Source organism: Streptomyces sp. SD31, from assembly GCF_052068475.1.
Lineage (GTDB): Bacteria > Actinomycetota > Actinomycetes > Streptomycetales > Streptomycetaceae > Streptomyces.
Window position 1 is genome coordinate 774,516 of record NZ_JBQHCX010000001.1, and the last position, 18,609, is coordinate 793,124.

At 70.7% G+C, this 18,609-nt stretch carries 6 protein-coding genes and 1 pseudogene; 2 read left to right on the forward strand and 5 right to left on the reverse strand.

All coding sequences use genetic code 11. The annotated features are described in order from the left end of the window. Positions 1-684: 684 nt before the first annotated feature. From ACTMVF_RS03460 to ACTMVF_RS03470, 3 genes and pseudogenes are all read right to left on the reverse strand, one after another. Positions 685-887, reverse strand: a pseudogene (locus ACTMVF_RS03460) (arginine--tRNA ligase); the annotation flags it as partial. A gap of 43 nt (positions 888-930) precedes the next feature. Continuing rightward, the gene (locus tag ACTMVF_RS03465) at positions 931-1,323 is read right to left on the reverse strand and encodes a type II toxin-antitoxin system VapC family toxin (protein WP_441269426.1); all 393 of its coding nucleotides are present in this window, start codon (positions 1,321-1,323) and stop codon (positions 931-933) included. After that, entirely contained in the window at positions 1,320-1,598 is a 279-nt protein-coding gene (locus tag ACTMVF_RS03470) for a hypothetical protein (protein ID WP_441269427.1), read from the reverse strand. The genes ACTMVF_RS03465 and ACTMVF_RS03470 overlap by 4 nt, the downstream gene beginning before the upstream one ends. A 195-nt stretch (positions 1,599-1,793) precedes the next feature. On the opposite strand from ACTMVF_RS03470, the gene ACTMVF_RS03475 reads away from it, so the two are divergent. Both ACTMVF_RS03475 and ACTMVF_RS03480 read left to right on the forward strand, forming a co-directional pair. Further along, complete coding sequence (locus ACTMVF_RS03475; RefSeq protein ID WP_441269428.1) at positions 1,794-2,084, forward strand: hypothetical protein; 291 nt, start codon at positions 1,794-1,796, stop codon at positions 2,082-2,084. 40 nt (positions 2,085-2,124) lie between these two features. Continuing rightward, the gene (locus ACTMVF_RS03480; RefSeq protein WP_441269549.1) at positions 2,125-2,856 is read left to right on the forward strand and encodes a thioesterase II family protein; all 732 of its coding nucleotides are present in this window, start codon (positions 2,125-2,127) and stop codon (positions 2,854-2,856) included. 166 nt (positions 2,857-3,022) lie between these two features. Here ACTMVF_RS03480 and ACTMVF_RS03485 read toward each other — a convergent pair whose 3' ends face one another. Both ACTMVF_RS03485 and ACTMVF_RS03490 read right to left on the reverse strand, forming a co-directional pair. After that, the gene (locus tag ACTMVF_RS03485) at positions 3,023-10,261 is read right to left on the reverse strand and encodes an amino acid adenylation domain-containing protein (RefSeq protein WP_441269429.1); all 7,239 of its coding nucleotides are present in this window, start codon (positions 10,259-10,261) and stop codon (positions 3,023-3,025) included. Next, positions 10,251-18,422 (reverse strand): amino acid adenylation domain-containing protein, encoded by an 8,172-nt coding sequence (locus ACTMVF_RS03490; RefSeq protein WP_441269430.1) that lies wholly within the window; start codon positions 18,420-18,422, stop codon positions 10,251-10,253. Before ACTMVF_RS03490 ends, ACTMVF_RS03485 begins: the two co-directional genes overlap by 11 nt. Positions 18,423-18,609: the final 187 nt, after the last annotated feature.

Consider the following 18,609-nt stretch of genomic DNA (forward strand, 5'->3'; position numbering starts at 1 on the left):
CGGCCGGGACGAAGCGCTGCATGCGGCGGTCTCAATTACGGTCTCCCGCCGCTCGTTCTGGGGCAGTCCGCTGAGGTCCGCGGAAGTCCGGCAGATGCTCTGACCAGGCTTACGAGCCCCCCGGCGAGCACTCATGGACGCCTGTGGACCAAGATTGGACAACTCGTAATGCGTAGGTCTCGGGTTCGAATCCCGAAGGCGGCTCCATTCAAACCCCAGGTCAGGATTTCGACCTGGGGTTTCTTGTTGTTCATGCTGTCTGGTCCGGGCGGGAGTCCGGCTGGTGACCTGCGCGGTCGCAATGCGTGGGTCAAGGGTTTGACGACGACGGCAGGACGTGGGATTGGCGCCGTTTGTGCTCCTGACCTGCTGTTTTCATTGATTGGCTGCAGCGGTCATGGAACTCGTGCAGGGAGTGCCCATGCACAGGCGGCTCAAGGAGTCCACGCCGTCCTGGCCGCTCGCCGCCGGGTGGGCCGCGCAGATCGCGGAGGTGCTGCACGCCGCGCACCGGCGGCACAACCACTCCGTTTCAGGGCTGATCTTGAAACGGGCATCGGAGTTCCTGGCGGATCGTTGCAGAGGCCGAGCAAGTCAAGGCCGAAGCGATCCTCGAAGCCAAGCGCGCGGGGAGCCGACAGACGTCAGGGCTGGGGAGCTCTCCCAGTTCTGATCGCGAACCGGTCAGAGCCGCTCAGGTGTCCTGGTCTCCAGCAGGGCCATGTCCCGGTGCAGGGCGCGCGCTGTGACGTCGCAGAGGAACAGACGGTTCTCGCACTGTTCGCGGGTTCGGCCGGTTGGTAGAGATAGGCCGCCAGCTTGTGCGGGGCGTATTCCGTCGCAGCCTCGGACCTCGTCTCCGCGCAGATGGACAGGGCTGTGCTGAGGGGCAGCGAGTCGGAGTTCTCCGCTGCCCGGCATCGCACTGTGTCAGATCTTGATGATGTGGACGCCGTGGCCGCACAGTATGTGGAGGTCTTCTGGGTCCGAGGTCAGGACAGTCACGGGTGCGGGGAAGGCCAGTGCGGTGGCGGCGACGATGGCGTCGAGGGCGTATTTGTGGCCGTGGAGGCCGGCCGCGGCGAGGAGTTTGCTCGCATGGCGAGCGATGGCTTCGGTGGGCGGGACGATGTTGACGCGGGAGACGGCGTAGTCGAAGCGGGCCTGATTGGTCTTGGGGTCGCGGGCTTCGACGAGGGTGACGGAGCTGGTGATGACGCGGATGTCCTCCGCCTCGGCGGCAGCCAGCCATTCGGTGAGTTCAGGTGTGCGTCGTACGAGTTTGGACAGGCCCTCGCAGTCCAGGACGAGGGTGCCGCTCACGCGGCGTCCGCCGAGCCGGCCGTGTCGCCGCGCAGGATCGCCCGCTTGGCCTCGACCGCTGCCTGATCCACCGGCCCGTGCTCGGTCTCCGCGTCTTCAATGAGTTCGCGCAGCCGGTCGCGCTCGAGTTGGCGCTGGATGAGGGCTTCGACGTAGGCGGACATGCCGCGCTTGCCGGTGCGTGCCTTGAGGGCAGCAATGGTGCCTTCGTGGAGGGAGACGGAGACCGGACGGATGGGGCCCTCGCCGGGAGCGGGTTCGGGAATGGTGGCCATAGAGCCATATTAACAAAACTCTTGTTATTGGGGTGGAGTGATTCTGTGGCGTGTGGCTTGCAAATCCGCCACCTGCCTCCAGGCTCTCGGGGTACAGGTTCTCTGTGATCACTAAGCGCGGCGATGTGTCCCGTGGGCCGGCGCGCGAGGAACTGCTCGCGCTGCCTGCGGCCGTGGACCTGGAGACGGCGAACAGTGCTCCACGTTGACGTGCCGGAGCGCCCCAGCATCGAAGAGCCGACCGCTGCGACACCCGAGGTGAATCCCCTCGGGGTGTGTCGGGAGGTCGGGTCGGCCACATGTGCCGCCGAGGCTGGTGAGGGTGTCGCCGATCCATCCGGCGAGTTCGTCACCGTCACCGTCACCGTCACCGTCACCGTCACCGTCACCGCCACCCCCACCCCCACCGGCGTCGGCAGCGGTGTGCTCGTCCGAGTCGACGAGGTGGGGGCCCGCATTCGGGCCGAAGGGCGGCGGATAGCGTGAGGTGAAAGCCGTGGTGGGGAGGGCGTCGGTGGGTGCGTGGGTGCGGTGTTTTCATCCTCTTGGTGAGGCTCGGGCGCGGCTGGTGTGCTTTCCGCATGCGGGAGGGTCGGCGAGCGCGTATCACCTCCTGTCCGCGGGGCTGGCCGAGGACGGCGTGCAGACGCTGGCCGTGCAGTACCCGGGGCGGCAGGACCGGCACCGAGAGGCCTGTGTCGAGCGGGTGGACGATCTCGTGGACGCCGTGCTGCGGGAGTTGGCGCCCGAGCTCGGCGACGGGCTGCCGGTCGGACTCCTCGGGCACAGCATGGGGGCGGTGTTGGCGTTCGAGGTCGCGCGGCGTCTGGAGGAGGACGGGCGGGGGCCCGTCGTGCTCTTCGCGTCGGGGCGTCAGGCGCCGTCACTGCCCTGGCCCGCGCCGGGAACGCCCTCGTTGGGGGACGCGGACGACGCGCTGCTGGTCTCGGAGTTGCGGCTGCTGTCCGGCGGTGACGCGCGGGTCCTGGAACACCCCGGATTGCTGCGCCTGGCGCTGCCTGCCCTGCGTGCGGACTACCGGATGCTGGAGAACTACGCGTACGTCCCCGGCCCGAAGCTGGGCTGCCCCATTGTCGCGTTGGCCGGTGACCGTGATCCGCGGGTGGCCGTCGGGAGCGTCGCCCTGTGGGAGCAGGAGACCCGTGCCGGGTTCGAGCTGCGGGTTCTGCCGGGGGGCCACTTCTTCATCGACGAGCAGCTTTCCGAGGTGCTGACGGTGATCTCCTCCCGGTTGTGACCCGGTGCCGCCGAGGTGACGGCACCGGGTCAGCGGTGTCAGCGATGTCCGCGATGTCCGCGGTCTTCGGAGTGTCCGCGGTCTTCGGAGTGTCCGGGGTGCCCGGGGGTATCCGGGGTGTCCGGAGTGCCCGGGGTACCCGGGGTGTCTGCGGTCTCCTTGTGGCCTACTCGGCCCGGCTCGGTGCTCCCTTGAGCAGTTCCACCAGCGGCCGGTTCTCGGCGAGGGCTGCCGTGATGTCCTCCAGACGCTCGGCCAGGCGCTCGACGCGGGCGGCGTCGAACAGCTCGGAGTTGTAGGTGACCGCGATCTCCATGCCGCCGTCGGCGGTGCGGTCGAACACGAACTGCAGATCGGCCTCCTTCGAGCGGCGGGGCAACGCCAGCCGCTCGAACTCCAGCCGGTGCCCGTCCGCGCCGGACGGCTCGGGCGCCTCCGCCAAGTCCATGGCCACCATCACGTCGAAGACGGGACTGCGGTCCGGGCCGCGCTCCCAACCCAGGTCCCGCATCGTCCACTCGTACGGGTACTCCTCGTGCTGGAAGGCACGCAGCACATCCTGCTGGGCGGTGCGCAGGACCGAGGCGACGGTGTCGTCGGGCTGCAGCCGGGTGCGCAGAGGCACGGTGTTGATGTGGAAGCCGATCTGGTCCTCGAGGTCGAGGCGGTTGCGGCCGCGGGTGTAGGTGCCGACGGTGATGTCGTCGCGGCCGGTCTCCGCCGTCAGCAACAGGCTGACCGCGGTCTTCGCGACGACGAACTCGGTCACGGCGTGGGTGCTCGCCAGATCCGCCAGGCGCGCCGCGAGGCCGGTCACCGGGTGGTGCACCCGGCCCCCGGGGAACGAGGTCCGGGCCGGTCGCGGCCGGTCGGTGTCCAGCGGCACGACGGAACTGGCACCCGCCAATTCGGTCGTCCAGAACCGGCGGTGCTGCTCCTCCCGCTCACCCGTCATACGGGCGTTGCGCCACTGGGCCGCGTCCTTGAACTGCGCCGCGAGGGGTTCGAGGCCCGCGTCGCGGCCGTCCACCTGGGCGTCGTACAGCCTCAGCCAGTCCTCGAGCAGGACGTCCACCGTCCGGCCGTCGGAGACCAGTTGGTGCATGGACGTCACCAGCAGCCACCGCTCGTCCGTGTGCAGCAGGTCGGCGCGGATCAGCGGCTCGTCGAGGACGGAGAAGGGCACCCGGATCCGTTCCTCGGCGAAGGCGCGTGCCTCGGTGGCCGGCCGGCCCGTGAAGTCGTGGAGCGCGAACGACAGGGGCAACGCGCCCGGCTCGTGGACGACCTGCATCCACCGGCCGTCCTGCTTCGCGAACGTCGTCCGCAGCGCCTCGTGCCGGTCGACGAGTTGGGCGAAGCTGCGCTCCAGCGCGCCCGCGTCGACATCGCCGCGCAGCTCGTACAGGTCGTTGCGGTGGAACGCGTCGGGCCGGCTGTAGGTCTCCTCGGCGCGCAGCAGCAGGGTCTGGGTGTGTGCGACGGGATAGCTGCCCGGTCCGCCGATGCTGACGATGGCCTCGTCGTGGCCGCTCTCCGCGTGCTGCAGGGCGGCGGCCAGCGCGGCGACGGTCGGTTGCGAGAACAGCACCTCCAAGTCCACGGCCACGCCCAGTTGGCTGCGAATCCGGGACAGCACCTGGATGGCCCGCAGTGAGTTTCCGCCGATCTCGAAGAACGGGTCGGTGATGCCGACCTCCTCCGCGCCGAGCACCTCGCGCCAGATGTCGGCGAGCACCCGCTCCGCCTCGGTGCGCGGCGCGGCCACGTCGGTGGTGCGCGGACGCGGCGGGGCGGTGCTCGCGAGGGACTTGCGGTCGATCTTGCCGTTGGACGTCAGCGGCATCCTGTCGATCTCGACGAAGTCGGCCGGGACCATGTGGTGCGGCAGTTCGCGGTGCAGTCGGGTGCGGCACTCGGCGACGGTGGTTCCCGGCTCCAGGACGACGTACGCGCACAGCCGGTCCTTGGCGTCGCCGCGCACGACGACCGCGGCCGCCTTCACACCGGGACAGGCGTCCACACGGCGCTCGATCTCGCCCAGGTCGATGCGGAAGCCCCTGACCTTCACCTGGCTGTCGGTACGGCCGAGATACTCCAGGGTGCCCTCGGCGGTCCATCGGCCGGCGTCCCCCGTGCGGTACATGCGCCGCTCCGGCTGGAACGGGTCCTCCAGGAACACGCGCGCGGTCTGCTCGGGTGCGTTGAGGTAGCCGCGGCTGACCCCGATCCCCGAGACGTAGATCTCGCCCTTCATCCCCTGGGGGCACACCCGCAGATGCTCGTCGAGGACGTAGATCAGCGTGTTGTGGATGGGCTTGCCCAGCGGCACGGTGTCGGTGGTGACCGGCTCGGCCATCACATGGTGCGTGACGTCGTCGGAGGCCTCGGTGGGACCGTAGGCGTTGACGACCGGAATGGGCGGGTAATGGGCGAGCCAGCGGTTGACCGAGCGCGGCAGGACCGCCTCGCCGGTCACCATCAGATGGACGAGGCAGGACAGGTCGAAGCGGCGCCCGGCGCGTTCCCAGGTGTCCAGCATGGTGTCGAGATACGAGGGGACGACCTCCAGGACGGTGACCTTGTCGGCGTCGACCCGCTCGCCGAAGCGCACCGGGTCGAGCTGCAGCGCGGCCTCGTAGATCACCGTCTTCCCGCCGACGTAGAGGGCCGCGAACATCTGCCACACGGAGATGTCGAAACTGTTCGACGCGTTCTGCACCACCACGCTGCGCTCGCTCAGCGACAGGTCGTTGATCTTGGAGTGCAGATGGTTGAGCATCCCCAGGTGTTCGACCATCACGCCCTTGGGCACACCGGTCGAGCCCGAGGTGTAGATGACGTACGACAACGCCGAGTCGTCCGTGGTGATGCCCAGGTCGTCGCTGTCGAGGCCGGCACCGGTGGCGTCCGTCAGCTCGACCACGGTGCGCTCGTCGCCGATGTGATCGCGCAGTTCGGGCGACATCCGGGTCGGATCGAGGGCCACGACGCGGACCTGGGACGACTCCAGCATCGACTTCACGTACGACGGCGGATAGCCCGGGTCGATCGGCAGGTAGGCGGCGCCGCACTTCCACAGGGCCAGGATCGACTCGACGGTGAGGAGGGACCGGTCCATGACCAGGGCCACGACTTCCTCGACCTGTACCCGCAGTTCGTCCCTGAAGTAGCGGGCGAGCCGGTTGGCACGGGCGTTGAGTTCGGCGTAGGTCCGCTCCTGCGAGCCGGCCGCGAGGCAGACGCGGTCGGGGTGCGTGCGGGCGAATCGTTCGACCGCCTGATGGATCTTCGACGACGGGTCGAAGTCGAAGGTGTGCGCGCCGATGGAGCGTACCCGCTGCTCCTCGGCCGGTGTCAGGTACGGAATCTGGCTCAGCGCCGCGTCGGGGCGCTCCAGGACGGCCGCCAGCAGGCCGGTGAAGGATTCCCACAGCTGGTCGACGGCGCCGTCGTCGAACAGGCGCGTGTCGAAGCGGATGGCCGCCTCCAGGGTGCCGTGCAGCTCGGCGAGCATGATGTTCAGCGGGAACACGCTGGTCTGCAGGGTGACGTCCAGCGGGGTGACGCGCAGGCGGTCACTGGACATCGCGTTGAGGGCCTGCTCGTCGTCGCCGGCGAACTGTTCGAATTCGATCAGCACGTTGAACAGGTGCGAGGAGTGGGTGAGGCCGCGCTGCTGCAGCTCCTGGACGAGCTCCTCGTAGGGGTAGTCGCTGTGCCGGGCGCCCTCCGTGAAGCGGGTGCGGGCCTGGGCGAAGAGGTCCCTGAAGTCCGCCTCGTCGTCGACCCGCAGGCGCAGCGGCAAGGTGCGGACCAGCATGCCGACCACTTGCTCGGCGCTCTGCTTGCCGCGACCGCTCAACGAGGTGCCGAGGACGAGTTCGCCCTCGTCGGTGTAGCGGGCGAGCAGCGCCGCGAAGGCGCTGACGACCGAGGTGAACACGGTGCCGCCCTCGGCCTTGGCGAACTGCCTCAGCTTCTCCAACAGCCCGGCGGGCAGCGCGTAGCTGCGATAGGCGCCGCTGAACGCCTCTCCGCCGACGCCGGAGCGGACCGGCAGGTCGATCGCCGCCGGAACGTCGGCGTACTGCTCCAGCCAGTAGGCCGACGCCGGCTCCCGGCGCTCGTCGGCGCGTCGCCTCTCCTCGATGTGGTGGTCGCGATAGCCGACCTCGATCGGGGGCAGGTCGAGCGGGGCGCCGCCCGCGAAGGCGGCGTAGAACGCCGACAGGTCGCGGACGAGCAGTTCCAGGGACCAGCCGTCGGCCACGATGTGGTGGGTGCTGAGCGTCAGGACGTGCTCGTCGTTGTGGAAGGTGGCCAGCTGCGCACGGATCAGGGGACCGGTGGCCAGGTCGAAGCCGGCTGACGCGAACGGCCGCACGTACTCCGCGATACGGGCGTCGTCGGGCCGCGCGGTGGCGGACCGCTCCAGGTCGAGCGGCGCGGTGAAGCCCTCGGCGGGAGCCGAGGTCTGGCTGAGCAGTCCGTCGGCGAAGGCGAAGGTCGTGCGCAGCGCCTCGTGCCGCCGGGCCAGCGCGTCCAAGGCGCGCTGCAGCACGTCCGCGTCCACCTGGCCGTCGAGTCGGAAGCTGCGCGTCAGGTTGAAGGCGGCGGAACCACCCTCGAACTGGGCGGCGAGCCAGATGTTCAGCTGGGCGGGGGAAGCCGGGAACGGCTCCGCCGAGCCGGTGACCGGCACGGCCGGGGCCGCGGCGGTGGAGCCGGCCGTCGCCTGGATGTGGTCGGCGAGTCGCTGAGGGGTTTCGTGGTCGAAGAGGGCGTATTCGTCGAGTTCGGCGTCGAGGAGTGTGCTGAGGCGGCTCATGACCTGCATGCCGCTGATGGAGTCGCCGCCCAGGTCGAAGAAGGAGGCGTCGGGGTCGAGGGTGTCGACGCCCAGGACCTCCCGCCACACCAGGGTCACGGCGTCCAGCGTGCTCATGGTGGTGGTCTCTGCGGGGGCGGGTGTGGGCAGGGCGGCCTGGATGTGGTCGGCGAGTCGCTGGGGGGTCTCGTGGTCGAAGAGGGCGTATTCGTCGAGTTCGGCGTCGAGGAGTGTGCTGAGGCGGCTCATGACCTGCATGCCGCTGATGGAGTCGCCGCCCAGGTCGAAGAAGGAGGCGTCGGGGTCGAGGGTGTCGACGCCCAGGACCTCCCGCCACACCAGCAGGACCGCTTCCAGAGGAGTTACGGCGGCAGGCGGTGCGCCCGCGGTCTCCGGGGCGGATGCGCGGGTGCGGACCTTGCCGGCGTCCAGCCAGCAGCGGACGCGGTCGAACTGGTACGAGGGCAGCTCCACCCGACGTCCCGGGCCCGCACAGGCCTCCCAGCGCCACCGGGCACCCGCCGTGTACAGGGCGCTCAGGAAGCCGGCGAGACCTGAGGCGTCCACGGCCACCACGTCGTAGCCGTCTCCCGAGCGCTCGGTCAGCGCCCCGGAGATGGTCGACAGCGGTCCCGCCTCGACGAACAGGACGCGCCGCGGCCCGGTGAGCTTGCCGAGGAGCCGGTCCACGCGCGCCTCGAGATCCGCGGGTACGGCACGGTCCTCGGCCGCGGCCCGGCGCAGCGCCTCGGTGAGGTCGACGCGGCCGTTGGCGGCGTCCAGTGCGTGCTTCCCCGCGCCCTGGGCGACGACGTGCTCGAAGTCGAGACCGATGTGGCCGAGCAGGCTGACGAAGGCGTACTGGAGCGCGAACCGCTCGTCCACCGGACCGCCGTCGGACGCCGCGTCCGTGGCCTGCCGGTACCGCTCGTCGAAGTAGGGGTGAGCGGCGCGCAGTCGGTTGGCGAGGCCCGGAGCGGGCTCTCCCGAGCCTGAGACCAGCAGTGCCGTCGTCACCGGTTCGACGGGGCGCACAAAAGCCGCTTCGGGCGCCACGGCGGCCAGGGCGTCGGTGAGTCCGGTCAAGCTGTTCGCGGTGAGGGCGATGCGGTACGGGTGGTGGTCGCGGCCCGCCGCCAGCGTGCGGGCGACGTCGGCCGGGTCCAGGTCCGGGTGGTCCGCGATCCAGTCACGCAGGGCGGTTGCGTTGGCCCCGAGGGCCGTGGGGCTCTTCGCCGACAGCGGGACGAAGTACGTCTCCCCGGCGTCGCGTACGCCGTCGGCCGCAGCGGCGGGTGCCTCCTCCAGGACCGCGTGCACATTCGTGCCCATCACGCCGAACGAGCTGACGCCCGCTCGGCGTACCCCGGCGGCCGGGTCCCAGGACGTCAGCTCCCGGGTGACGGACACCGCCGAGTTCGCGAAGTCGATCAGCGGGTTGAGTTCGGCGGTGTGCAGGCTGGGGAACAACTGTCGGCTGCGCAGTGCGAGGGCCGCCTTGATCAGGCCGACGAGGCCGGAGACGCTCCAGGTGTGGCCGATGTTGGACTTCACGGTCGACACCGCGACGAAGTTCTTTCGCTCGGTCACCCGCCCGAAGGCCAGGTCGAGACCCTCGATCTCGATCGGGTCGCCCAGGCGCGTGCCGGTGCCGTGGGCTTCGACGTACGAGATGGTCGCCGGGTCGATCCCGGCCTTCCGCCACGCCCGTTCGATGACCTCGGCCTGGGCGGCGCTGTCCGGGGCCGTCAGCGTGCTGGAGCGGGAGGCGCCGCTGCCCGCGGCGATGCCCTTGATGACGGCGTGCACCGTGTCACCGTCGCGCAGCGCCGCGTCGAGAGGCTTGAGCAGGACGGCGGCCACGGCCTCGCCGGAGCCGGTGCCGGAGGCGTCGGCGGAGAAGGCGCGGGCCTTGCCGTCGGCCGAGCGGATACCGATGTCCAGATCGCCGCTCTTGTGGTCGGCCAGGACGTTGAGGCTGACGCCGCACACCATGGCCAGCTCGCTCTCACCGAGCAGCAGGTCGTTCACCGCCTGGTACACGGCGAGGAGGCCGGAGGAGCACGCCGAGTCGACCATCGCGGACGTGCCGTGCAGACCGAAGAACCGGGACAACCGCCCGGCCATGGCGGACACATGCGTGCCCATCACCATGGTGGGCTCGGGCTCGAGCGCCAGCTGGTCGTACTCGATCTTCGTGTCGCCCACGTACACCGAACCGCGCACGCCGTCGAGGGACGTCGGGGCGTAGCCGGCGTTCTCGACCGCCTGGTAGGCGACCTGGAGCAACAGCCGGTGCTCCGGCGCCATGTTCTGCGCCTCACCCTTCGATATGCCGAAGAAGGCGTGGTCGAAGGTGTCGATGTCCTCCAGGAAGCCGCACAGTTGATACTGCTCGTCCGCGGACAGTGAGGTCCGGCTGATGCGGTCGGCGGTCAGCTCGCGGACGCTGTCCCGGCCCTCGCGCAGATTGCGCAGGAACAGCCGCAGGTCGTCGGCCTCGGGCAACCGGGCCGCCATGCCGATGACGGCGACGTCCCGGCCGGCGCCGATCGCGTTGATCTCAGAACTCATGCTCGGTGACCTCGTCTTCCGACTGGGCAGTGACAGGCGCGACCAGCGCCGCTTGCGTGGCGATCGTGGGGTGGGCGAACAGCTGGGCGACCCGGAAGGCGGCCGGGAACTGTTCGTCGAGCAGCGCGTACAGACGCAGCAACTTCAGCGAGGTACCGCCGAGTTCGAAGAAGTTGTCCTCGACACCGGGCACCGTGCGCTCCAGCACGGTCGACCAGATGCCGCGGATGCGGTGCTCGGCCTCGGAGCGAGGGGCCGTCGAGGCGCTGGGCGGTGCCGTCCGGGCGAAGCGGGGTGCGGGAAGGGCGGCTCGGTCGGGCTTGCCGTTGGTGTTGGTGGGGATGCGGTCGAGGGCGATGTACTCGCCGGGCACCATCGCCCTGGGCAGCAGGCCCGTCATATGGGCGCGCAGCGTTTCGGCGAGGGCGCGCTCGTCCTGGCCGCGTTCCTCGGGGACGACGTAGGCCACGAGGTGGGCCTCGCCGTTGTCGTCCTTGTGGGCGACGATGATGCCTGTGGCCACGGCCGAGTGACCGGTCAGGGCGTTCTCGACCTCGGCGGGCTGGATCCGCACTCCGTTGATCTTCACCTGGTGGTCGGCGCGCCCGAGGATCTCCAGCAGCCCGTCCGGGCGCAGCCGCCCGATGTCGCCGGTGCGGTAGAGCAGGTCACCGGCGTCCTCGCGCTGCGGGTTGGGGAAGAAGCTCGCGTCGGTGGACCGCGGGTCGTCGAGGTAGCCGAACGTGCGGAACGGGGTGCGGATGACGATCTCGCCGGGTTCGCCGACGCCGCACAGCACGGCGTCGTCGCCGCTGCCCCGCATGACGAGGCCCTGGGTCTGCGGCAGCGGTGTGCCGACCGGGAGGACCGGGGGCAGCGGCCGGTCCGGCACGCGATGGAAGAACTTCGCCATCGTCGTCTCGGTCGGCCCGTACAGATTCACCACCTCGGTCCGCGGGCAGCGCTTGCGGACGTTCTCCACCAGGGCCGCCTTCAGCGGCTCGCCCGCGCAGAACGTCAGCCGCAGATCGTCGAGGCGCACCTCGTCGGGGGCGTCCAGCAGCCAGGTCTGCAGGACGGTCGGGGCCGCGTGCAGGACGGTGACCCGCTCGCGCTCCAGCCAGCGGAAGACGGCCTTGCCGCCCAGTTCGTCGGCCGGCTCGGGCACGACGACGGTCCCGCCGGAGACCAGGGCGAGGAACGTGTCGCGGAGCATCACGTCGAAGGACACGCTGGTCAGCTGCGAGCACCGGTCGTCCGGACCGATCCCGAACTCGGCGGCCTGCCAGGTGAGGAAGTGGCTGAGCGAGCCGTGCCGGCCGAGCACACCCTTCGGCAGGCCGGTGGTGCCGGAAGTGAAGAAGAGGTAGGCCGGATCGGCGGCGGACACCTCGGGCAGCGGCGTCTCGCCGGGGTCCGCCGCTTCTTGCGGGAGCAGACCCCGGGCGCCGACGTCGACGGTCTGTCGGCCGTCCGGCAGGAGGGGCGGAGCCGCACCGTCGGACTCGTCCTCCGTGACCCGGACGAACAGGCCGGGCCTGCCGATCTCCAGCAGGTGTCGCCTGCGTCCCTCGGGGAGCGCCGGATCAAGGGGGAACGCGGTCGCCCCGCTGCGCAGCACGCCGAGCAGCCCGACCAGGAAGCCGATCCCGCGCGGCCCGGTGACGCCGACGATGTCACCGACTTCGCAGCCACGCGCCACCAGCTGACGGGCGACGGCCTCGGCGCGGGCGACGAGTTCGCCGTAGGTGAGCGCGATGTCGCCCTGCCGGACGGCGACCCGGTCCGGGTGCCGGACGGCGACCGTGGCGATCAGCTCGGTCACCGGTTGCTGCTCGGGCTCGTCCAGCGGCGCCGCGAGCGCCGCCCGTTGGTCGCGGGCGGCCCCGGCCGTCAGCGCGTACGAGGTGATCGGCTGCTCGGGGGCCGTCGTGACCAGGGCGAGGAGTTCGGCCAGCTGGGCCGCCATCGTCTCGGCGCGCGCGGCCGAGAACAGGTCCGTCCGGTGGACCAGCTCGATCAGCATGCCGCCGTCCGGCTCGTCGCGGACGTAGAAGGTGAGCGGGAACTTGGCGCGCAGGTCGAAGGCGTGGTCGTCGACCTCGGCGGTGATCCCGTCGATCGTCAGGTCCTCGCGCAGGTCGCCCAGGTAGTTCAACAGCACGTTGAACACCGGGGTCCGCTCCAGGTCGCGCACCGGATTGAGGCGTTCGACGAGCAGTTCGAAGGGGGCGGCCTGGTGCTCGTAGGCCTCCCGCACCCGGGTGCTGACCTGCTCCAGGAGCGTCGTGAAGGCGGGGGCGCCGGTCAGGTCGGTGCGCAGCACCAGCGTGTTGAGGAACAGGCCGGCCGTCTTCTCGAGTTCGAGGCCGGGCCGGCCCACCACCGGGAAGCCGACGACCACGTCCTGCTGGTCGCTCAGGCGGGACAGCAGCAGGTTGAGCGCGGCCATGGTGATCTCGAAGGGAGTGGTCGCGGTGCGCGTCGCCAGCTCCCGCACCCGGCGGCCGGTGGCGCCGTCGACCCGCAGGATCGTCACGCCGCCGGCCTCGTCACGTACGGTCTCGTCGAGTTCGTCCGTGGGCAGTTCGAGGGGCTGCGCGTCGGCGAGCCGGTCCACCCAGTACGTCAGGTCGCCTTCGACGGCGGTCCGGTACTCGGGAGCGCGCACGGCCGCCGCGTAGTCGATGTACTGCACCGCGGGCTCGGGCAGCGGCTCGCCGGAGCCGGAGTGGCGGGTGTACAGGGCCGAGAGCTCCTGCATCATCAGACGCAGGGACCAGCCGTCACCGGCGATGTGGTGCACCACCACCAGCAGCTGCGACTCCTCGGCACCGATCCTGAACAGCACGACCCGCAGCGGTGCCGCGTCCGTCAGGTGGAACGGCGTGGCGGCGATCTCGCGCACCAGCCGCGCGGCCTCGGCCCGGGCGGCGTCGGCCGGCAGGTCCGAGAGGTCCCGTATCGCGTACGGGCTCGGAAGGTCCTCGCGGACCGTCTGGAAGACCTCGCCCGCCTCGCTGACGAAGGTCGTGCGCAGGATCTCGTGCCGAGCCACGAGGCTCGCGACGGCCTGCCCCATCACCTCCGCGTCGACCGGCCCGGCCAGCCGGGCCAGTACGGGGATGTTGTAGGCGCCGCTGTCGGGATCGAGCAGTTGCAGGAACCACATCCGTTCCTGGGCGAACGACAGGACGTGCCGCTCGCCGCGGGCGACGCGCGAGACGACCGGTGCGCTCCCCGCGCCCTGCGCCGAACCGGCGATCAGCTCGGCCTGGGCGGCGACGGTCCGGTGCGTGAACAGCGCCGCCAGCTTCAGCTCCACGCCGAACTCCCGCCTGATACGGGTGGACAGCTGCAGCGCGCTGAGCGAGTTGCCGCCGAGCGAGAAGAAGTCGTCCTCCACACCCACGCGGGCCACCGGCAGCAGCGCCGTCCAGATACCGGTCAGCCGTTCCTCGGTGTCGGAGCGCGGCGCCACGTACGCGCCGTCGGCGACCTGGGTGTCGGCCAGCGAGAGCAGGGCGCGGCGGTCGGCCTTGCCGTTGCGGGTCACGGGAATGGCGTCGGTGAAGACGTAGTGCGTCGGCACCATGTACGCCGGCAGCCGCGCACCGAGCGCGGCCCGCAGCTCGGCGGGGGAGGCCGGCCGGCCGGGCACCGCGTTCTCGACGTACGCGCACAGGAACTCCGCGCCGGCCGGATCCTTCCGCACCAGCACCACGGCTCGCTCGACTTCCGCCCCGGCCGCCAGGGCCTGCTCGATCTCACCGAGCTCGATGCGCAGCCCGCGCAGCTTGACCTGGTGGTCGAGGCGGCCGAGATAGAGCACCTCGCCGTTGTCCTGCCAGCGGGCCAGGTCACCGGTGCGGTACATGCGCGCTCCGGGCCGGAACGGGTCCGCGGTGAACTTGTCCGCGCTCTTCTCCGGCCGGTTGAGGTAACCGCGGGCGACCTGGACGCCGCTGATGTACAGCTCGCCGGGGACGCCGACCGGGCAGGGGCGGCCCGTCGCGTCGAGGACGTACAGCCGGGTGTTGGCGGCGGGGCGGCCGATGGTGACCGGTCCGGGCCGGTCGTCGACCTCCAGGAGGGAGACGTCGACGGTGGCCTCGGTGGGCCCGTAGTAGTTGTGCAGCCGGGTGCCGGTGCCGGCGGTGGCCGCGAGGAATCGGGTGGCGAGGTCCCGGCCGAGTTCCTCACCGCTGCACACGACGCTGCGTACGCCCGCGAACCCGTGGTCGACCGCGGCCAGGTACTGGCTGAGCATCGACGGCACGAAGTGCAGGATCGTCACACCCTCGCGCTCGATCGTGTCGCGGATCAGCGCCGGGTCGGACTGGCCGCCGGGTGCCAGCATCACCTGGCGCGCACCGATCATGCCGGGCAGCAGCAGCTCCCACACCGACACGTCGAAGACGTACGGCGTCTTCTGCAGGACGACGTCCCGGTCGCTCAGGCCCAGGTCCTCGATCGTCCAGCGCAGTCGGTTGATCAGGCCGCGGTGCTCGACGAGGACACCGTTGGGCACGCCTGTGGAGCCGGAGGTATAGATGCAGTACGCGACGTCGTCGGGGCCCGCCAGCGGGGGCGGGTTGTTCGTGCCGGTGACGTCCGCGGGGACGGCGGTGACGTCGATGACGGTACGGCCGCTCAGGGCGGGCGCTTGCGCATGGACCGGGTCGGCGAGCACGACCGCGGCGCCGGAGTCCTCGAGGATGGCGCGTATGCGGTCCTCCGGGTCGGTGGTGGACAGCGGCAGGTAGGCGCCGCCCGCCTTGAGCACGCCGAGGACGGCGGTCGTCATGTCGACGGACCGGTCCAGGTGCAGGGCGACCAGGCTGCCGGGGCCGACGCCGTGGTCCTCGCGCAGCACCTGGGCGACGGCGTTCGCCCTGGCGTTGAGCTCGGCGAAGGTCAGGCTCCGGTGCTCGTCGATCGTGGCGGTGCGCTCCGGGGTACGGGCCGCCTGCCGCTCGAAGAGGTGGTGGACCGGGGTGTCCGTCTCGTAGTCGGTGTCCGTGGCGTTGAAGCCGGTCAGCACCAACGCGCGTTCGGCGTCGCCGAGCAGCTCCAGTTCCTCGACGGGCGCCCCGGGGTCGGCGACGACGCTGGTGAGCAGCGTCTCGAAGTGCGTGAGCAGCCGGGCGACGCGTACCTCGTCGTACAGGTCCGTCGCGTACTCGGCGGTGATCCTCAGGCCGTCGTCCGTCTCCTTGAAGAAGAGGGTGAGGTCCATCTTGCTGTGCTGGACGGGGTGGTCCAGGTGGCGGATCCGCAGCCCCGTCGCCCCTTCGGTGGGCGCGCCCCACGCCGGGTCCATCATCACCATGACGTCGAACAGGGGGTTGTGACCGCCCGCGGTGACCACGCCGGTGTCGCGCACCACCCGGTCGAAGGGGTACTCGCCGTGCCGGACGGCGTCGCTGAGGGATCCCTGGACGGTGCCCAGCAGCGCCCGGAACGACGTGCCGGCGGATACTTCCTCGCGCAGGGCGACGCTGTTGACGTAGTAGCCGATCTGGTGGTGCAGGGCCTCCACCGGGCGGCCGAGCGCCGAGGTGCCGAGCACGAAATCGCGCTGACCGGTGTAGCGGAAGAACAGCACGCGAAGAGCGGCGCTGATACCCGCGTACAGGGTCGAACCCTCCTGACGGCACAGGGACTTGAGGCCGACCAGCCGTTCGGCGGCGACAGTGCGGCGCAGCACCGCGCCGCGGTAGGTGCGGACGGCGGGCCGCGAGCGGTCGGCGGGCAGCTCCAGCGGCTCCGGCGCATCGGCGAGCCGCCGGAGCCAGTAGGCGCGCGACTCCTCGGTGGTCGGCCGGTCCAGCAGTCCCTGTTGCCAGTGGGCGTAGTCCTTGTACTGCACGCCCAGCGGGGCCCGCGCGGGCTGCCGGCCGTCCAGCAGCGCGTTGTAGACCTCGATGACGTCGTCGATCAGCACGGTCAGCGACCAGCCGTCGACCGCGATGTGGTGCGCGCTGATGACGAGGAGATGGTGCTCGGGGGCGCGCTCCACGACCAGAAAGCGGATCAGGTGACCGGCCGCGAGGTCGAAGTCGCGCTGCACGAACTCGGCGACCAGCCGGTGGGCTGCCGCCTCGTCGGAGGCGCTCGTCACCTGCCAGGCGACGTCCGCCTGCGCGCGCACCCGCTGCATGGGTTCGCCGCCGAACTGCCCGTAGGCGGTGCGCAGCGACTCGTGGCGGGCCACAAGTCCGGTGAGAGCGCCGTGCAGGGCCTCCCGGTCCAGGGTTCCGCGCAGCTCGTACAGCGCCGGGACGGTGTAGGCCGCGTGCGAGGCACCGGCCTGTTCCAGGAGCCACATGGACAGTTGCCCCGAGGACAGGGGGTGCCACTCGGCGTCGGCCGCGGGAACGATCGCGGGCAGCGCGGTGCTCGCGTCCGACGGTCCCCCCGCGCGCAGGGACGCGGCGAGTTCGGCGACGGTCTCGTTGCGCAGCAGCGCGTCCATGCCCACCTCGCGCCGCAGTCGCTTGCGGACGAGCAGGACGACGCGTACGGCCTTGAGGCTGTCACCGCCCAGATCGAGGAACCGGTCGTTCAGACCGACGCGCCCCCAGCCGAGGACCTCCTGGAAGACGGCGCACACCGCGCCGTCGATCTCGTCGACCGGTGCCTCGTAGACCGTGCCGTCGAAGTCGGCGTCCAGGTCCGGGGCGGGCAGGGCGGCACGCTGGATCTTTCCGCTGGAGGTCAGCGGAAAGGCGTCCAGGCGCATGAACCGGGCGGGCACCATGTAGGCGGGCAGCGTTTCGAGCAGGCCGGTGCGCAGGGACGCGGTGTCGGCCCGGTCGTCGCCGACCCAGTAGGCGACGAGCTCCTGCCGGCCGTGGATCTCGGTGGCGATCACCGCGCTGTTGTGCACACCGGACAGCGCGGACAGCGCGCTGTCGATCTCGCCGAGCTCGATGCGGTAGCCGCGGATCTTCACCTGATGGTCCATGCGGCCCACCAGGTCGATCTCGCCGCTCTCCAGCCGCATCGCCAGGTCGCCCGTGCGGTACACCCGCAGGCCGCTGCCGGTCGGGTCCTCGATGTAGCGCTCGCGGGTCAGCTCGTCCCGGTTGAGGTAGCCGCGGGTCAACCCGTCGCCGGCGATGAGCAGTTCGCCCGGCACGCCGACCGGGCAGGGCTTGTTGTCCTTGTCGACGACCAGGAGGGTGGTGTTGGCGAGCGGACCGCCGACCGTGACGGGCGCCTCGCGGTCCACCAGGCAGGCCGTCGCGTAGATCGACGTCTCGGTGGGCCCGTAGAGGTTGTACAGGCCGCAGCCCGTGGTGGACGTGTAGAACGCCGTGCGCAGACCGGGCTTGAGCGGCTCGCCCGCGACGAGGCAACGCGTGACACCGGGCAGCGGGTCGGCGCTGTCCATGACGGCCAGATACGAGGCGAGCCCCGACGGCACGAACTGGATCAGGGTGATGCCGTGCCGCACCACGGCCTCGCGGATCGCCTGCGGTGACGTCTCCGCGCCCGCCGCCAGCAGGACCAGCCGGGCGCCGCTGATCAGCGGCAGGAGCAGCTCCATGATGGAGATGTCGAACGTGTACGTGGTCTTCTGCAGCACCCGGTCGTCCGGGCCCGTCGAGAAGTACGCCGCACCCCACTGCAGCACGTTGCGCACACCGCGGTGCTCGATGAGCACCCCCTTGGGCTCGCCGGTCGAACCCGAGGTGTACAGGCAGTAGACGAGGTCGTCGGCGGTGCCGACGAGCGGCAGTTCCTCGGCTCGCTCGGGCCAGGTGGGCCGGCGCAGATCGAGGACGTGCACCAGTTCGGCGAGGCTCGGATCCGAGTCGATGTCGGACAGCAGCAGACGCGCCCCGCTGTCCCGCAGGATGAACCGGTGCCGCGCGGCCGGGTGTTTGGGGTCCAGCGGCAGACAGGCGCCACCCGCCTCGATGACCGCCAGGATGCCGACGACCATGTCCAGGGAACGCTCGAACAGCAACGGCACCAGGCTGTCCCGGCCGATGCCGTACTCCTCGCGCAGTCGCCAGGCCAATGACCGCACGCGGACGACCAGTTGACGATAGGTCAACCGCTCGTCGCCGTACGACACAGCCACGCTGTCCGGCCGGATTCTGGCCTGCTCCGCGATCAGTTCCTGAATCAGCCTGCTGGACTCGTTCAAGGTCGCCCCTCTGTCCGCATTCGCGTCTGCGCTCGAACGCGCGTACCTGCATCCGGTGGAGGCGTCGTGCCCGCCGCCGTGGCCGTCAGGACAGCAAAACCTTCGCGAGGGATTCAAATGACATCGGGCATCCCGATCAAAGGAATGTCAGGTGCCAACCGGGGGGCCTCACTTCGATCGGCATCCC

Excerpts from the sequence above, each read along its gene's own strand:
- ACTMVF_RS03470 (WP_441269427.1), bottom strand. The coding sequence starts at position 1,598 with ATGGCCACCATTCCCGAACCCGCTCCCGGCGAGGGCCCCATCCGTCCG.
- ACTMVF_RS03485 (WP_441269429.1), bottom strand. The coding sequence starts at position 10,261 with ATGAGTTCTGAGATCAACGCGATCGGCGCCGGCCGGGACGTCGCCGTC.